13 protein-coding genes are annotated in these 14,476 nt (G+C 68.0%); 4 read left to right on the forward strand and 9 right to left on the reverse strand.

All coding sequences use genetic code 11. From position 1 onward, the window contains the following. Positions 1–117: 117 nt before the first annotated feature. The 5 genes from A3ES_RS0115220 to A3ES_RS57065 form a co-directional block, all read right to left on the reverse strand. Positions 118–543 (reverse strand): PLD nuclease N-terminal domain-containing protein, encoded by a 426-nt coding sequence (locus tag A3ES_RS0115220; protein WP_020387696.1) that lies wholly within the window; start codon positions 541–543, stop codon positions 118–120. Positions 544–564: 21 nt separating this feature from the next. After that, positions 565–1,458: an ABC transporter permease gene (locus A3ES_RS0115225; protein ID WP_020387697.1), complete on the reverse strand. Its 894-nt coding sequence runs from the start codon at positions 1,456–1,458 to the stop codon at positions 565–567. After that, on the reverse strand, positions 1,445–2,269 hold the full coding sequence (locus A3ES_RS0115230) for an ABC transporter ATP-binding protein (protein WP_020387698.1): 825 nt from the start codon (positions 2,267–2,269) through the stop codon (positions 1,445–1,447). Before A3ES_RS0115230 ends, A3ES_RS0115225 begins: the two co-directional genes overlap by 14 nt. A 52-nt stretch (positions 2,270–2,321) precedes the next feature. Continuing rightward, entirely contained in the window at positions 2,322–3,398 is a 1,077-nt protein-coding gene (locus tag A3ES_RS0115235) for an ABC transporter substrate-binding protein (protein WP_020387699.1), read from the reverse strand. A gap of 98 nt (positions 3,399–3,496) precedes the next feature. Further along, entirely contained in the window at positions 3,497–3,592 is a 96-nt protein-coding gene (locus A3ES_RS57065) for a putative leader peptide (RefSeq protein ID WP_020387700.1), read from the reverse strand. A gap of 218 nt (positions 3,593–3,810) precedes the next feature. Between A3ES_RS57065 and A3ES_RS0115245 the strand changes: the two genes are divergently transcribed. Further along, positions 3,811–6,483 (forward strand): family 78 glycoside hydrolase catalytic domain, encoded by a 2,673-nt coding sequence (locus tag A3ES_RS0115245; RefSeq protein WP_020387701.1) that lies wholly within the window; start codon positions 3,811–3,813, stop codon positions 6,481–6,483. Here A3ES_RS0115245 and trmB read toward each other — a convergent pair. After that, positions 6,464–7,165 (reverse strand): tRNA (guanosine(46)-N7)-methyltransferase TrmB, encoded by a 702-nt coding sequence (gene trmB / locus A3ES_RS0115250; RefSeq protein ID WP_026162891.1) that lies wholly within the window; start codon positions 7,163–7,165, stop codon positions 6,464–6,466. The two genes, A3ES_RS0115245 and trmB, sit on opposite strands and share 20 nt — an antisense overlap. A 168-nt stretch (positions 7,166–7,333) precedes the next feature. Next, complete coding sequence (locus A3ES_RS0115255) at positions 7,334–10,336, reverse strand: bifunctional [glutamine synthetase] adenylyltransferase/[glutamine synthetase]-adenylyl-L-tyrosine phosphorylase (protein WP_026162892.1); 3,003 nt, start codon at positions 10,334–10,336, stop codon at positions 7,334–7,336. A 317-nt stretch (positions 10,337–10,653) separates the two neighbouring features. On the opposite strand from A3ES_RS0115255, the gene A3ES_RS0115260 reads away from it, so the two are divergent. Further along, positions 10,654–11,061 carry a hypothetical protein gene (locus A3ES_RS0115260; protein WP_237744962.1) on the forward strand — a complete coding sequence of 136 codons (408 nt, stop codon included), beginning with the start codon at positions 10,654–10,656 and terminating at the stop codon, positions 11,059–11,061. On the opposite strand, the gene A3ES_RS0115265 is transcribed toward A3ES_RS0115260, so the two are convergent. Beyond that, positions 11,062–12,048: a hypothetical protein gene (locus tag A3ES_RS0115265; protein ID WP_020387705.1), complete on the reverse strand. Its 987-nt coding sequence runs from the start codon at positions 12,046–12,048 to the stop codon at positions 11,062–11,064. Between the two features lie 131 nt (positions 12,049–12,179). On the opposite strand from A3ES_RS0115265, the gene A3ES_RS54015 reads away from it, so the two are divergent. Next, on the forward strand, positions 12,180–12,428 hold the full coding sequence (locus tag A3ES_RS54015) for a hypothetical protein (RefSeq protein ID WP_157630525.1): 249 nt from the start codon (positions 12,180–12,182) through the stop codon (positions 12,426–12,428). Between the two features lie 164 nt (positions 12,429–12,592). On the opposite strand, the gene glnA is transcribed toward A3ES_RS54015, so the two are convergent. Then, entirely contained in the window at positions 12,593–13,933 is a 1,341-nt protein-coding gene (glnA, locus tag A3ES_RS0115270; protein ID WP_020387706.1) for a type I glutamate--ammonia ligase, read from the reverse strand. A 133-nt stretch (positions 13,934–14,066) separates the two neighbouring features. On the opposite strand from glnA, the gene A3ES_RS0115275 reads away from it, so the two are divergent. Then, a complete protein-coding gene (locus A3ES_RS0115275) occupies positions 14,067–14,471 on the forward strand; it encodes a thiol-disulfide oxidoreductase DCC family protein (protein ID WP_020387707.1) in 405 nt (134 codons plus the stop codon). Positions 14,472–14,476: the final 5 nt, after the last annotated feature.

Here is a 14,476-nt window from a genome sequence, read left to right on the forward strand (position 1 = left end):
CGCACCCTCGGAGGGTTCGCTCCTCGGCGCGGGGTTAGCCCATTGCTCTACCAGGGGGTGAAGCCTTCCAAGAGGGGTGGAGCACACCGACTGCAAGCTGGCGGCGCGAGGTAGCGGTTAAGGCTTGCCGTCGTCTGGTTCGGTGGGGGCGTCTTCGGCGTCAGTCGGCTTCGTGTCGTCCTCGGCCGGTTTGTCCTCGACCCTGTCCTCGGTCGGCTTCTCCGGCTCAGGCTCCGGGGGCGGCGCCGTTGTTCTCGGGTCCCGGTAGCGATCCAGCGACGCCAGGAAATCCGGGTCGTCGTCAGGCGCCACCGGCCGACCACCCGGTTTCGGCTTCGGTGCGGCGGCTCGGTCGCGGCGGGCGGCTTCGGTGCGGGACATCAGCAGCCAGACGATCGGGCCGACGAAGGGCACGAAGACGATCAAAACGATCCAGACCAGTTTGGGCAGGTACGGAACGTCTTCATCGCGTGTCTGGATGCAGGAGAAGAGCGCATACACGCTCAGCACCAGGCTGATCAGGAACGGCAGAAATCGGACCACGCTCCAACAGTACGGCGCTGGTCAGGTCGCGCGGGTCAGACCGCGCGCCCGCAGTACCGAGTTCTCCAGCGGACGGAAGACCAGCAGCTCGATTCCGACGCCTACGACGAAGATCAGCAGCACGCCGGCGAACACCATCGAGATGTCCGACAGCGACATCCCGTTGTGCAGGTACTGGCCCAGTCCCTCGCCCAGATCCGGCGACGTCGCGATCAGTTCGGCCGCCATCAGAGAGCGCCAGGAGAAGGCCCAGCCCTGCTTCAGCCCACCCAGGAACCCGGGCAGCGCGGCCGGCAGCAGGATGTAGCGGATCCCGCCCAGCCGCCCCGCCCCGAGCGCCTTGCCGACCCGCGGAAGGATCGGCGGAACCTGGTCCAGACCGGATACCAGGCCGTTGGCGATGGACGGTACTGCGCCGAGCAGCACCACCCAGTAGATCGCCCGGTCGTTGAGTCCGAACCAGAGGATCGCGGCCGGCACCCAAGCCACCGACGGCAAGCTTTGCAGCCCAGAGACGAGCGGCCCGATCCCCCGCCGTACGACGATGATGTTCGCGATCGCGAGCCCGAGCGGTACGGCGATCATCAGCGAGATCGCGAACCCGATCACGGCCCGGTGCACCGAGGTCCAGAACAGCTCGATGATCTTGCCGGTCGTCACCAGTTCCCAGATCTGCGCCCACACGTCGACCGGCGCGGGCAGCTTGAACTCGGGCCAGAACGCCGCCGCCCAAAGCGCCTGCCAGACCAGCACCAGCAACGCGATCGCCACGATCGGCGGCAGCGCCTTGCTGATGAAACGCCCGGCACCACTCTCTGGCGGATTGACCGGCGTGTCGAGCGCGTCCAGGCCGGCCTCGACCGATCCGAGGTCGTCGGGGACGCGGTCCTGCACGGTGGAGTCAGGCTGCGGCATGACTGCTGATCACCTTTCGCAGCGCGGCGTTGATCTCGTCGACAGCCCCGCCTTCTTCCGCGCTCGACAGCCCGTCGACATCCCACTGCCGCACGACCCGCCCTGGCCGCGACGACAGCAGTACTACGCGTTGCCCGAGCCGCACCGCCTCGCGCACATCGTGCGTGACGAACAAGATCGCGGTACCGGTGGCGCGCCAGATCCGCAGCAACTCACCCTGCAGCACGTCCCGGGTGATGGCGTCCAGAGCGGAGAACGGCTCGTCCATCAGCAGCAGCGACGGCTTACCCGCTCCCGACCCCGTGTTGTCGGTCGTAGAAGCCAACGCCCGAGCGAGCGCCACCCGCTGCCGCATCCCGCCGGACAGCTCGTGCGGTCGCTTGTCGCCGAGTCCGCCGAGCCGTACCAGTTCCAGCAGCTCCGCCGCCTTCGCGCGACGAGCGGACTTCGGCACGCCGGCCATCCGCAGCGGCAACTCCACGTTGCCTGCAGCGGTCAGCCACGGCATCAGCGCGGCCTCTTGGAAGACCACTGCGGGCCGCGACGAGCTCAGCTCGATCCGCCCAGTGGTCGGCTTGTCGAGCCCGGCCACGAGATTCAGCAGGGTCGTCTTGCCGCAACCGGACGCGCCGAGCAGGCAGACGAACTCACCGGCCCCGACCTCCAGGTCGACCTGCTCGAGCGCGACCACGGCCTTCCGCCCATGCCCGAACGCCTTCCCGACCTGGTGAAACCGCACCGGCCGTACTTCGGCCGTGGTGCTGCCGGTGGCGCGGATCGTCGTCTCGCTGGCTTCGACTGTCGCAGTCATCGTCTGCCTCCTCGTTGCGGAACCGTCGTACCTGTAGGCACTTCGGGGCGAGCTACTTCTTGTCCAGGCCGGCTGCGTCGACAGCGGGCTTTCCGGCTTTGGCCAGTACTTCGTTCAGCGGGCCGAGGTCGGCGAACCCGGAAACGCCCGGCGCCTCCTTGGCGATGCCCGCGGTGACCTGGTCCTTGGCGAGCTGCGGAAAGGTCGCGGCGATCGGGTCGGCGGTGATCTCGATCTTGCTGAACGCGCGGTCGATCACCTCCGGCTTCAGCGCCTTGCCGGTCAGCTCGAGCAGCTGCTTGTTGACCACGGTCTTGGCGGCGGCCTTGTCCTTGGTGCTGAAGTCGATCGCCGTGACCAGCCCGGTGAGCAGCTGCTTGACCGACTCCGGGTGCTCCTGCAGGAACTGGGTCCGCACGATCAGCACGGTGGTCGGGAACTTGCCACCCGGCCAAAGCTCGGCCTCGTCCAGCAGCACCTTCGCGCCGGCGTCCAGGACCAGCCGGGACGACCACGGCTCGGGCAGCCAGGCCGCGTCCACCTCGCCCTTCTTGAAGGCGTCCAGGGTCTGGGCGTTCTCCAGGTTGGTGACCTTGACCTTGCCGGTCAGGTTCTTCTCGGCCAGCCACTTCTTCAGCGAGACGTCCTGGGTGTTGGCCAGCTGCGGGGTGACCACGGTTTTGCCGACCAGGTCCTCCGGCTTGGTGATCGTCGGCTTGACGACCAGCTGGGCGCCGCCGGACGTCGTACCGGCGATCAGCCGGACGGCTTCGCCCTTGGACTTGGCGTAGGCATTGAGGGCCGGGCCGGAGCCGATGAAGGACGCGTCCAGCGAGCCGCCGAGCAGCGCACCGACCGCCTCCGGGCCGGCGTTGAACTTCGTCGGGACGAGTTTGGTGCTGCCCAGTTCCTTGCTGAACAGACCCTTGTCGAGGCCGACCAGAGCGGCCGCGTGGGTGACATTCGGGAAGTAGCCGAGCCGCAGCTCGGTCGCGGGGCCTTTGTCGGACGATGCGGCCGGCGTGTCGCCGCGGTCAGCGCGGGAGCAGCCGGCGACAGCAGCGACGAGACACAGGACGGCGGCCGAGGCGGCCAGAACACGGGCAGGGCGGAGGTTCGTGATGCTCACAAGGAGACCTTCGGAGGTGCGGGCGACCAGGGGTCGCGGGCGGGATCAGAGCAGGCTGGAGGAAGAGCTCAGACAGCGGGCTGAGATGACGCCTAAGGTCAACAGGTTGCGGAAGCGACACGCAGCAGGTCGACGTGCCGACGGCGGGTGAGCGCGTCGGCTGGTCGGTTGGCGGTGACCTGCATGTCCACCATGAAACAGGACAAAGTCCATCGACGGGCTCTGGTTTCACGATGCGAGACGAAAAATCATTTACTGAGACGGATCAGCCACTTCACCAGCGTGTCGGTGTGAGCGGCCTCTCAGCCCTCGGTCCTGATCTGTCCAGATCAGGACATGGCGGTTGCTCAGCCGCCGGGCGGCTGCGTACGGTCCTGCGGGACCGTCTACGCGTCGTTGAGGAGCTCGCCTGATGCCCGTCGCCCCGGACAGCTGGACCCCTGGTGGACCATTGACCGCGGACAAGCTCACCACCGAGTACGCCGATCGCCCACTCGGCACCGACGCCACCCGGCCCCGGCTCGGGTGGATCGCGACCGCACCCGGCTACGGCGCGACCCAATCGGCGTACCAACTGCTGGTCGCATCGGATCCTGACCTGCTGACGCCGGAGATGGCCGACGTCTGGGACTCCGGGCAGGTGGCGTCCGCCAAGACCTTCGGCATCGAGTACGACGGCCCGGCACTCGCCCCACGGACCTGCTATCACTGGGCCGTCCGACTGTGGGACGGCCTGGACCGGATCGGGCGCTGGAGTCAGCCGAGTTGGTTCGAGACCGGGCTGCTCGGCGAGGGCTTCGGTGATGCGGAGTGGATCGGCGCTCGCGACGAAGTACGCGACGAGGACGTCCCGGCACCCCTGCTCCGGCGAGCTTTCGCGCTACAAAAGCCGGTGGAGCGGGCGCGGCTCTATGCGAGCGGTCTGGCCTACCAAGAACTACGGATCAACGGTCAGCGCATCGGCGACTCGGTACTCGATCCGGGGTTCACTGACTACGACGACACCGTGCTATCGGTCGCGTACGACGTGACAGAGCTGCTGCGGTCCGGCGACAACGTGATCGGCGCCGAGCTCGGCCGAGGCTTCTTCGGGCTGAACACCCCCAACACCTGGCGCTGGCACCAGACGCCGTGGAACGCCGAGCCGCGCCTGCTCGCCCGGCTCGTGATCGAGCACACCGACGGCAGCGCGACCGAGATTGTCAGCGACAACGCATGGCGAGTCACCGACGGGCCGACCCGCTCCGACTCGTTGTTCTGCGGCGAGACCTACGACGCGCGGCTACACCCGGCCGGCTGGGACGACGCGGGCTTCGACGACTCCGGATGGGCGACGGCGCTCGTCGTACCGGCGCCGCGTGGTCAGGTTCGGGCGCAGGAGCATGAACCGATCCGGGTGATCGAGGACGTCGCACCGGTGGCGTTCACTCAGCCAAGGCCGGGTGTGTGGCTCGCCGACTTCGGCCGGACCACAGCGGGCTGGACAAAGCTGCGGGTAACCGCCCCGGCTGGTACGACGATCAGCCTCACCCATGGCGAGTGGTTGCTTGCCGACGGCACCGTCTTCGCACAGAACAAGCACGTACACAAGGATCGCTTCCAGCGCGACGAATACATTGCCGCAGGCAACGGTGTCGAGGAGTGGGAGCCGCGCTTCTCGTACAAGGGCTTCCGCTACGTGCAGCTCGAGGGCTTCCCCGGCGAACCGAGGGCCGACTCGGTGACGATGCGCGTGGTGCACTCCGACGTCGCGGAGATCAGCCGGTTCAGCGCGAGTCAGCCGCTCTACGAGCAGATCGACCAGGCGATGCGACGGACCGTGCTGAACAACCTGCACGGCATCCCGACCGACACCCCGAAGCTGGAGAAGAACGGCTGGACCGGCGACGCCCAAGTCGGTGCCCCGACGATGGCAGGCACGCTCGGCATGGCTCGCTTCTTCACCAAATGGCTCGGCGATCTCCGCGACAGCCAGGACTCCGAGGGCCGGCTGCCAGTGATCGTGCCGACCGGCGACTGGGGCTACACCGAACTCGCCCCCGCCACCGAGTGGTCGACCGTCTACCCGTTCATTCTGCGCGAGATGCACCGCTGGTACGGCGACGAACGCCTGCTCGCCGACCACTGGGACGCCGTACTGCGCTATCTCGACTACGAACTCGACCGGGTCGAAGACGGGTTGTCATTGAGCGTCCTCGGCGACTGGATCCCGCCCGGCTACCCCGACGGCCCGCCACCCGAGGACCGCCGCCTCACCGGTACTGCGTACCTGTACCGCGCCGTCCTCGCGACGGCTGAGATCGGCGAGATCCTTGGCCGGCCTGCTGATGCCGATCGACTGCGCAAGGCCGCCGGTGAACTCGCTGACGGTCTGAACCGCGCCTTCCTGGACCGCTCAGCCGGCATCTACCGGTCGCAAGAGGATCCGGACTATCGGCAAACGTCGAACGCAGTACCGCTCGCCTTCGGGCTGGTACCCGAAGACCTTGTCCCCGCGGTCGTGGCGAACCTGGTGGCCGACATCGAGTCGCGTGGATTCCACCTCAACACCGGCTGCCTCGGCGTCGGCGTACTGCTCCCGGTGTTGACCGCACACGGTCATGCCGACGTGGCGGCCAAGGTGGCGCTGCAGCGGTCGTATCCCAGCTGGGGTTACTGGTTCGACAACGGCGCCGACACGATGTGGGAGATGTGGGAGACGGACACACGGTCTCGCAACCACTACTTCCAGGGCACAGTCGCGCAGTGGCTGCTGGAGAACGTGGCCGGCCTGCGCAACCTGGAGCGCGGCTGGGAGCGCATCCTCGTCCGGCCGGACGCACGCTCACAGGTAGCCTCGGCATCGCTGCGGACCGACACGGTTCGTGGCCGGGTCGCGGTGTCGTGGCGGCAAATCGGGCGGGTGTTCCAGCTCGAAGTACAGGTGCCGGTTGGTGCGACTGCCGAAGTACACGTGCCGTCGGAGACAGCTAGCGACGTAACGGCCGTACCGGCGCCTTATGTGGGTGAACCGGTCCACCGCGACGGCTACTGCGTCTACACCGTGCCGTCAGGTCACTGGAACTTCACGTCGCGGACTTCGTGAACATCAGGTCGCGGCAGACCCTGCCCTCAGCATGCGCCCGGGACTCGAACTTGGTGACCGGGCGCCACTCGGGACGCGGGGCCCAGCCGTCGTACTCGTTGACCAACTGCTTCTCGGCGGTGCAGATCGCCAGCATGTCGTCGGCGTAGTGCTGCCAGTCCGTTGCCAAGTGCAACCTTCCGCCCGGGCTCAGCCGGGAGGCCAGCAGCTTCACGAACGGCGCGGTGATCAGCCGGCGCTTGTGGTGCCGCTTCTTCGGCCACGGATCCGGAAAGAACACCCGTACTCCGGCCAGTGACTCCGGCGGCAAGTGGTCCCGCAGGAAGTCGAGCGCGTCACCATGCAGGAGCCGGACGTTGTCGAGTTCGTACTTCTCGACCCACAACATGAGCTGCCCGAGACCGGCCGGATACACCTCGGCGGCGAGGTGGTTGACCTCCGGCGCCTGCTGGGCGAGCTGTGAGGTGCCCTCCCCCATCCCGGAGCCGATCTCCAGCACGGTAGGCGCTTCCCGCCCGAACCACGCGGCCAGGTCGACGTCACCGGCCGGCAGATCCTCGAGCTTGCGCCCCAACTCACCCCAGTTGGTCTCCCAGACCCGCTGCTGCCCCACCGTCATCCGAACACTCCGCCGGACATGGCTGAACACCCCAGCCTGCCTGACCTGATCCACCGTCTCCACCCGCCAATCGTAGGGCGAGTGTCCCGACCGACAGGACATAGTGCCCTTACTCCGCTCCGCAGGACCGTGGCTGAGCGTGGGAGGCCGAGGTCAGCCGGACTATGTCCTGTCGGTCGGGACAAAGTGGCCGACCGGCTATGCGTCGATGAACTGGAACGGCGCCGGCGGTCAGTCGCCCCAGAACAGGCGATCTACTACGTTGCGGGCCTGGCGGGTTCGGCGGAGGTAGGCGTCGGAGAAGCGGCCGGTTTCGTCGGCGTTGTAGCCGCAGATCTGGGCGACGGCGGCGAGGTCGCGGGGATCGCGTGGGAGGGAGTCGCCGGGGCGGGCGCGGACGAGCATGATCGCGTTGCGGATCCGGGTCGCCAGCTCCCAGGCGCGACTCAGGATGTCGGCGTCGGGCGCTTCGACCAGGCCGACGTCGACGGCAGCGCGGACGGCACCGAGGGTGCGGGTCGTGCGGAGCTCCTCGACCCGGTGGGCGTAGCGCATCTGCAGCAGCTGGACGGTCCACTCGATGTCGGCCAGTCCCCCGCGGCCGAGTTTGGTGTGGGTCGCGGGATCGGCACCGCGCGGAAGGCGCTCGGCGTCCACGCGAGCCTTGATCCGGCGGATTTCCATCACGTCGCGTTCCTGGATGCCGCCCGCCGGGTAGCGTAGCGGGTCGATCAGCTCGCGGAATGCCTTGCACAGCTCGGCATCGCCGCACAGCGGGTCGGCGCGCAGCAGCGCCTGCGCCTCCCACACGGCCGACCAGCGGGCGTAGTACGACGCGTAGGAAGCGAGGGTGCGCACCAACGGTCCCTGACGGCCCTCCGGTCGCAGGTCGGCGTCGATCGCGACGGCTGGGTCGGCACCGGGCAGAGCCAGCAGCCGTCGCAGCTCGGTCGCGACCTGGGTGGCGAAGTCGGTCGCCGCCTTCTCGGAGGCGCCGGGCAGCGGGTCGTGCACGAACATGACGTCGGCGTCGCTGCCATAGCTCAGCTCATGCCCACCGAACCGGCCCATCGCGACGATCGCCATCCGCGTCGGCTCAGGCTCGCCCTTCGCCACGGTCCGTCGGGCGACCTCGAGAGCGGCAGTCAGCGTCGCCACCGAGATGGTCGTCAGCGCCTCGCCCACGACCTCGACCTCGAGCAGCCCCGACAGATCCGCCGCAGCAACCCGGAACAGCTCGCGCCGCCGAGCTCCACGAATAGCCGCGACCGCCGCCTCGGGCTCATCCTGGCGACGGCCCGCCGCGGACATCTCGGTCAGCAGCGACTCCTGCGCACGCGGCGCCAGTTCGCGCTCGTCGGCGAGCATCGCGGTCGCCTCCGGAGCGCGCTGCAACAGGTCAACGGCGTACCGGCCGCTGGCGAGCAAGTGAGCGAGTCGCTCGGCCGAAGCGCCCTCGTCGCGCAACTGACGCAGGTACCAAGGGGTTGAGCCCAGCGAATCAGAGATCGTCCGGAAGGCGAGCAACCCCGCGTCCGGATCCGGCGACTCGGCAAACCACCCGAGCATCGCCGGCAGCAACGCCCGCTGGATCGACGACCGCCGCGAGACCCCCTCGGACAAGGCCTCGATGTGACGCAACGCGGACGACGGATCGGCGTACCCGAGGGCGGTCAGCCGCTGCTTGGCGGCCTCGGGCGTCAGCCGTACTTCGCCACCCGGGATCCGCGCGACCGCGGCGAGCAGGGGCCGGTAGAAGAGCTTCTCGTGCAGCCGCCGTACTTCGAGCGCGTGCTTCTTCCACGCCGAGGTCAGGTCATCGACGGGATTCTTCGTGAACCCCAATGAGCGCCCGAGCCGGCGCAGATCGTCGTCGTCCTCAGGAACCGAATGCGTCCGCCGCAACCGATACAGCTGGATCCGATGCTCCATCGACCGCAGGAACCGATAAGCATCAGCCAGTACTGCGCCGTCGGTCCTGCCCACATACCCAGAGCCGGTCAGTTGCTCGAGCGCGACCAACGTCGTCCCACTCCGCACCGACTCGTCACTGCGACCATGCACCAACTGCAGCAGCTGTACTGCGAACTCCACGTCCCGCAATCCACCGGGCCCGAGCTTGAGCTGGCGATCCGCGTCGGCGGCCGGGATGTGGTCGACCACCCGCCGCCGCATCGACTGGACGTCGTCGACGAAGCCTGGACGGTCAGCGGCCGACCACACCAGCTGGCGCGTTTTCTCGGCGTACTCCTGACCGAGCTCGGCATCGCCGGCGACTGCACGCGCCTTGAGCAGCGCCTGGAACTCCCAGGTCTTCGCCCAGCGCTGGTAGTACGCGAGGTGGCTGTCGAGCGTGCGCACGAGTGGACCCGACTTGCCCTCTGGGCGCAGCGCGGCGTCGACCGGCCAGAGGGTGCCTTCGGCGGTGTGTGCCGAGCAGATCCGCATGGTCGCGGAGGCCAGCTGGGTGGCGGTCTTCAGGGCAGGTGCTTCCGGCTCGCCGGTTAGCGGTTCGGCGACGAAGAGTACGTCGACGTCGCTGACGTAGTTCAGTTCGCGGCCGCCACACTTGCCCATAGCAACAATCGCGAGGCGGCAGTCGGCGGCGTTGGGATGCAGGGCGAAGTACTCGTTGCGGGCGATCTGGAGCGCCGTCTCCAAGGCGCCGCCGGCAAGATCAGCCAGTACTGCGGCCGTCTCGTCGACGAGCAGTCCTTCGGCGAGATCCCGTGCCGCCAGTCGCAGCAACAGCCGGCGGTACTCGACCCGCAATTCGTCTACCGGGTGCTCTGCGTCGACGGCCGTCGCGAGGCAGGCGGCGACATCGTCGAGAGTTGGCCGGGACGCCGCCAACGCGGGGTCTGCCAGGTCGTACCAGTGCCGTGGATGCACGCTCAGGTGCCGCCCGAACGCCTCGCTCGCGCCGAGCACGTACACGAGTCGCCGGCGGAAGTCGCCGTCCATGTCGAGCGTGCGTGCGAACGCGGCGAGATCGAAGCCGTTGGCGTGCAGCGACTCGGCCATCGCGAGCAGACCGGTCAGCGCGAGGTCGGGATCGGCAGACTCCGACAGCGAGGCGATCAGGTGGTCGCCGGCCATCGGGCTGTGCTCACCTGGCTCGCTCGGAGCATCCAGGGCGTCCAGCTGGTCGAGCATCCGCCCGGCCCGCGCCGAGTCGGCAAACCCAGCCCGCGCCAACCGCCCCGCCCCAGAAACCCTCCGCACCTCCGCCACCCCGCAACTCTAGTGGCGACCACCCCCGCACGACCCCGCCCACCGTGTCGGCGGCCAGCCGCAGCTCCAGGGGAGGCCAGCCGCAGCGCCAGGGCAGGTCGGCCGTCGTGTTGGGGCGAGTCGGACGGTCGGTCGGCTCTCCCGAGACAGATCTCGGCCAGCGCGCGGGGGGATTGCGGCGGGATTGCGGTCAACACACGGAGTTGCCTGGCATATTCGGGCTGTAGTCGGCATGATGGCTGGTTATGGTCATGATGACGGGGTCGCTTGCTGTTCGGGGCACGGTGGTCTGGTTGACGCCCCAGCAGGGTGGGCGAGTGTCCGGGCCGCCTGAGCCGGACTACGACTACGACTACTCAGCTACCGCTTACCTCCCACCGAGGACGCCGGAAGACGGGCAGGCCGGGCTCTCCTTGCGCCGGTTCGCGCCAGGCGCCTGGCGTACTCCGGCGGAGGGCATCCTGGTGCCCGCCAAGGGCAACCGCGCCCAGCAGGTGGTGCCCGGCAACATCGTGGTGATCACCGAAGGCGTCCGCCCGGTCGGCCTCCTCACGGTCGAGGAGGTCAACGCACTCGCCCCCGACGGTACGGCGGTGGTCGAACGCGCCCCAGAAGTCGACATCACCGGCCTCACCGCACTACGCGCGCCGGACGCCGACACGCCGTACCGCCACTCCACCGCTTCCTCACGGTGGAGCACGCACGAACGCGCCGGCGCCGGCTAACTACTGAGCAGCCATCTGGTTCAGTACTGCGAACTTGTCCGCGGCGCCGCCGTTGGAGGCGACCACGATCTTGCGCGTGATGGTGTGGCTGCCGCCGGCGGGAAGGTCGAGCTTGAACTTGCTCATCGTGAAGTTGCTCTGCGAGTAGCCCGTGAAGGCGCCGCTGTCAGTGCTGTAGATCAGGCCATAGGTCTGGTTGTCCGGCCCCGTGCCCGCCTGCCCGATCCACCGCTTCGCGTTCGGAACCTGGCTGAACGGACCACCGCTGGTGATGACCGGGAAGCCTGACACAGCCGAGCGCGAGCCCGCACCGTCGTGGTCGAGTGCATCTCCTGCCCACACCGGCAGCGCGGCGGCCGAATCGTTGGTGAAGGTCGTCGAGGCGGTGATGAACTGGTCGTCCGCCGTCGCCGTGTACGTGGTCACGAGCTTCAGTCCGGGGTGCTCGGCAGACGTCCCGGTCACCCGCACGACCGCCTTCGAACCGGTGTTCTCGACGACCTGTACGTCGTTCGACCGGGTCTGGAGCTGAGCGACCAGGTTGGTGTGGTCGTCGGCGACGGCATCGGCGTCCTGGAACACCTTGTAGAGCAGGTGGAGCGAGCCAGTCGAGCCTGGGCAGGAGAAGGTCAGCGCCAGCTCGGCGTACGGTTTCCCGGCGCGGCTCGCGATCGACGTACCGGCGAGCCCGGGCTCGCAGGCGGCGCCGTCGAGCGAGACGACCAGCCGCTCATCGAGGTACTCCGTGAGCCTCGGCCCGGCCGCCTCGAGGGCCTCTTCCCGACGAGCGTCATCGTCAACGGGAGCACCGAGGTCGACCGCCCGGGCCAGTACGGCGTACTCGAGGCTGAGCAGGTAGTTCACCCGCTGGCCGTCCTGGGTCACGGTCGAGTACCCGGTCGACGCGATCACGTGCGCGTCGGCCGTGGCCACCCCACAGCCGAAGAGGACCAGCACCAATCCGGAGAAAATCGCCCACCGCCGCATGAGATGACATCTCACGCGATCCGGACGTCCATTGAGTGACGGATCAGGAAACTATCTACCGCGCCAGCACGGCAAATAGTAACTATCTGCGATCCTGTCGCAGGACTACACAGAGTGCTATTTTCGTCACCATGCGTCGATGGAAGCGGGTTGTCGCCATCCTCTTGATCGCCACGCTTGCCTTTGTGGTGGAGGGGTGGCTGTCCAGCGCGCAAGGCGCTCCACTCCTGTTCAAGACCTGCACCTACACCCGTACTGCGGATGGCGTGCGGCCGCCGTTCTCGCTGGTGCGCCACGACGTCACCCGGCTACCGGTTCGCACCCGAGCTGACCGGCAAGGAGACCTATCCCCACGGCACAGTTGCTCTAGGCAACGTTGACGGCGGCAACGGTGCGCAGTTCCTGCTGGTGCACAAGGGCTCGAAGCTGCCGGCGAAGTACACGGTCATCGGCAAGGTGACCGCGGCCTGGACGTGCTCGACAAGATCGCCGTGCGCGCAGGCCGGCCGGGCACACCGGTGTGGATCACCGCCGTACAGATCGGTTAGAGGACGGGTAGGAGCTTGTTCAGTTCGAACGGCGTGACCTGGCGGCGGTAGTCCTGCCACTCGGCTCGCTTGTTGCGGAGGAAGAAGTCGAAGACGTGTTCGCCGAGCGTCTCGGCCACGAGCTCACTGTCTTCCATCGCCTGGATCGCCTCGGCGAGGCTGCTCGGCAGAGGCTTGATGCCCAGCGCCTTGCGCTCGCGCGGGGTCAGCGACCAGACGTCGTCCTCGGCCTCGCGCGGCAGCTCGTAGCCCTCTTCGATGCCCTTCAGCCCGGCCGCGAGCATCAGCGCGAACGCGAGGTACGGGTTCGCCGCCGAGTCCAGCGACCGGAACTCGACCCGCGAGGACTGACCCTTGTGCGGCTTGTACATCGGCACCCGGACCAGCGCGGAGCGGTTGTTGTGCCCCCACGAGATGAACGAGGGCGCCTCGTCGCCGACCGCGAGCCGCTTGTAGGAGTTCACCCACTGGTTCGTCACCGCGGTGATCTCGGCCGCGTGGTGCAGCAGCCCGGCGATGAACGCCCGCCCGGTCTTGGACAGCTGGTACTGCGCGCCGCCCTCGAAGAACGCGTTCCGGTCACCCTCGAACAAGGACATGTGGGTGTGCATGCCCGAGCCCGGCTGGTCGCTCAGCGGCTTCGGCATGAAGGACGCGTAGATGCCCTGGCTCAGGGCCACTTCCTTGACCACCACCCGGAACGTCATGATGTTGTCGGCCGTGCTCAGCGCGTCGGCGTACCGCAGGTCGATCTCCTGCTGGCCCGGGCCGCCCTCGTGGTGGCTGAACTCGACCGAGATGCCCATCGACTCCAGCATCGTGATCGCCTCGCGGCGGAAGTCGTTGCCGATGCCCTGCGGGGTGTGGTCGAAGTAGCCCGACGAGTCGACCGGTTCCGGGTACGTGCCGGGCGCGCCGGACAGCGACTTGAACAGGTAGAACTCGATCTCGGGGTGCGTGTAGAAGGTGAAGCCCAGGTCGGCCGCCTTCGACAGGGTCCGCTTCAGCACGTGCCGCGGGTCGGCGAACGAGGCCGAGCCGTCCGGCATGTTGATGTCGCAGAACATCCGCGCGGTGCCCATCGTCTCGCCGCGCCAGGGCAGGATCTGGAACGTCGACGGGTCCGGCTTGGCCAGCATGTCCGCCTCGGTCACCCGGGCGAAGCCCTCGATCGCGGAGCCGTCGAACCCGATCCCCTCGGCGAACGCGCCCTCCAGCTCGGCCGGCGCCACCGCCACCGACTTGAGGAACCCGAGCACGTCGGTGAACCAGAGCCGGACAAACCGTACGTCGCGCTCCTCGAGCGCGCGCAGCACGAACTCCTGCTGCTTGTCCATCGGCGGTTCACCTCTCCTGATCCAAAACGCTGGAAACTCCACGGCCTCACACAGTCTGCCCCGGGCGTGTTAAGCAGACGTTACGTGTTGAAGGAGACATCGCTCGCATCCGGCCCCGCAGTACCGTGGTGGCGTGCCCAACAGCAGCCACGACAGGCCGATTCTGATCTTCGACGGCGACTGCGCCTTCTGTACGACGAGCGCCCGCTGGCTGCAGGGCGCACTAGGTGGCGCGGTGCCGGTCGAGCCGTGGCAGTTCACCGACCTGGCGGCGTACGGGACGACGGCCGAGCGGGCGCAGTACGAGGTGTTGTGGGTGGATCAGGACGGGAAGATCCACGGTGGCGCGCAGGCGTTCGCGCGCTGGCTGATCCACAGCGGGGGTCTGTGGCGGGTGGCCGGGACGATGTTCACGTTCCCACCGATCCGCTGGATCGCGGCCGGGATCTACCGGCTGATCGCCAGCAACCGGGACAAGATGCCCGGCGGTACGCCGGCCTGCGCCCTGCCAGATGACAGGCCGCCACATAACAGCTAGAACAC

It is taken from the genome of Kribbella catacumbae DSM 19601 (genome assembly GCF_000372465.1).
In the GTDB taxonomy this organism is placed as follows: domain Bacteria; phylum Actinomycetota; class Actinomycetes; order Propionibacteriales; family Kribbellaceae; genus Kribbella; species Kribbella catacumbae.

What these genes read in the sequence shown, in the direction of transcription:
- glnA (WP_020387706.1), bottom strand. Translation starts at nt 13,933, where the DNA reads ATGGACAAGCAGCAGGAGTTCGTGCTGCGCGCGCTCGAGGAGCGCGAC.
- A3ES_RS0115265 (WP_020387705.1), bottom strand. Translation starts at nt 12,048, where the DNA reads ATGCGGCGGTGGGCGATTTTCTCCGGATTGGTGCTGGTCCTCTTCGGC.
- A3ES_RS54015 (WP_157630525.1), top strand. Translation starts at nt 12,180, where the DNA reads ATGCGTCGATGGAAGCGGGTTGTCGCCATCCTCTTGATCGCCACGCTT.
- A3ES_RS57065 (WP_020387700.1), bottom strand. Translation starts at nt 3,592, where the DNA reads ATGGTGGACATGCAGGTCACCGCCAACCGACCAGCCGACGCGCTCACC.
- A3ES_RS0115225 (WP_020387697.1), bottom strand. Translation starts at nt 1,458, where the DNA reads ATGCCGCAGCCTGACTCCACCGTGCAGGACCGCGTCCCCGACGACCTC.
- A3ES_RS0115230 (WP_020387698.1), bottom strand. Translation starts at nt 2,269, where the DNA reads ATGACTGCGACAGTCGAAGCCAGCGAGACGACGATCCGCGCCACCGGC.
- A3ES_RS0115245 (WP_020387701.1), top strand. Translation starts at nt 3,811, where the DNA reads ATGCCCGTCGCCCCGGACAGCTGGACCCCTGGTGGACCATTGACCGCG.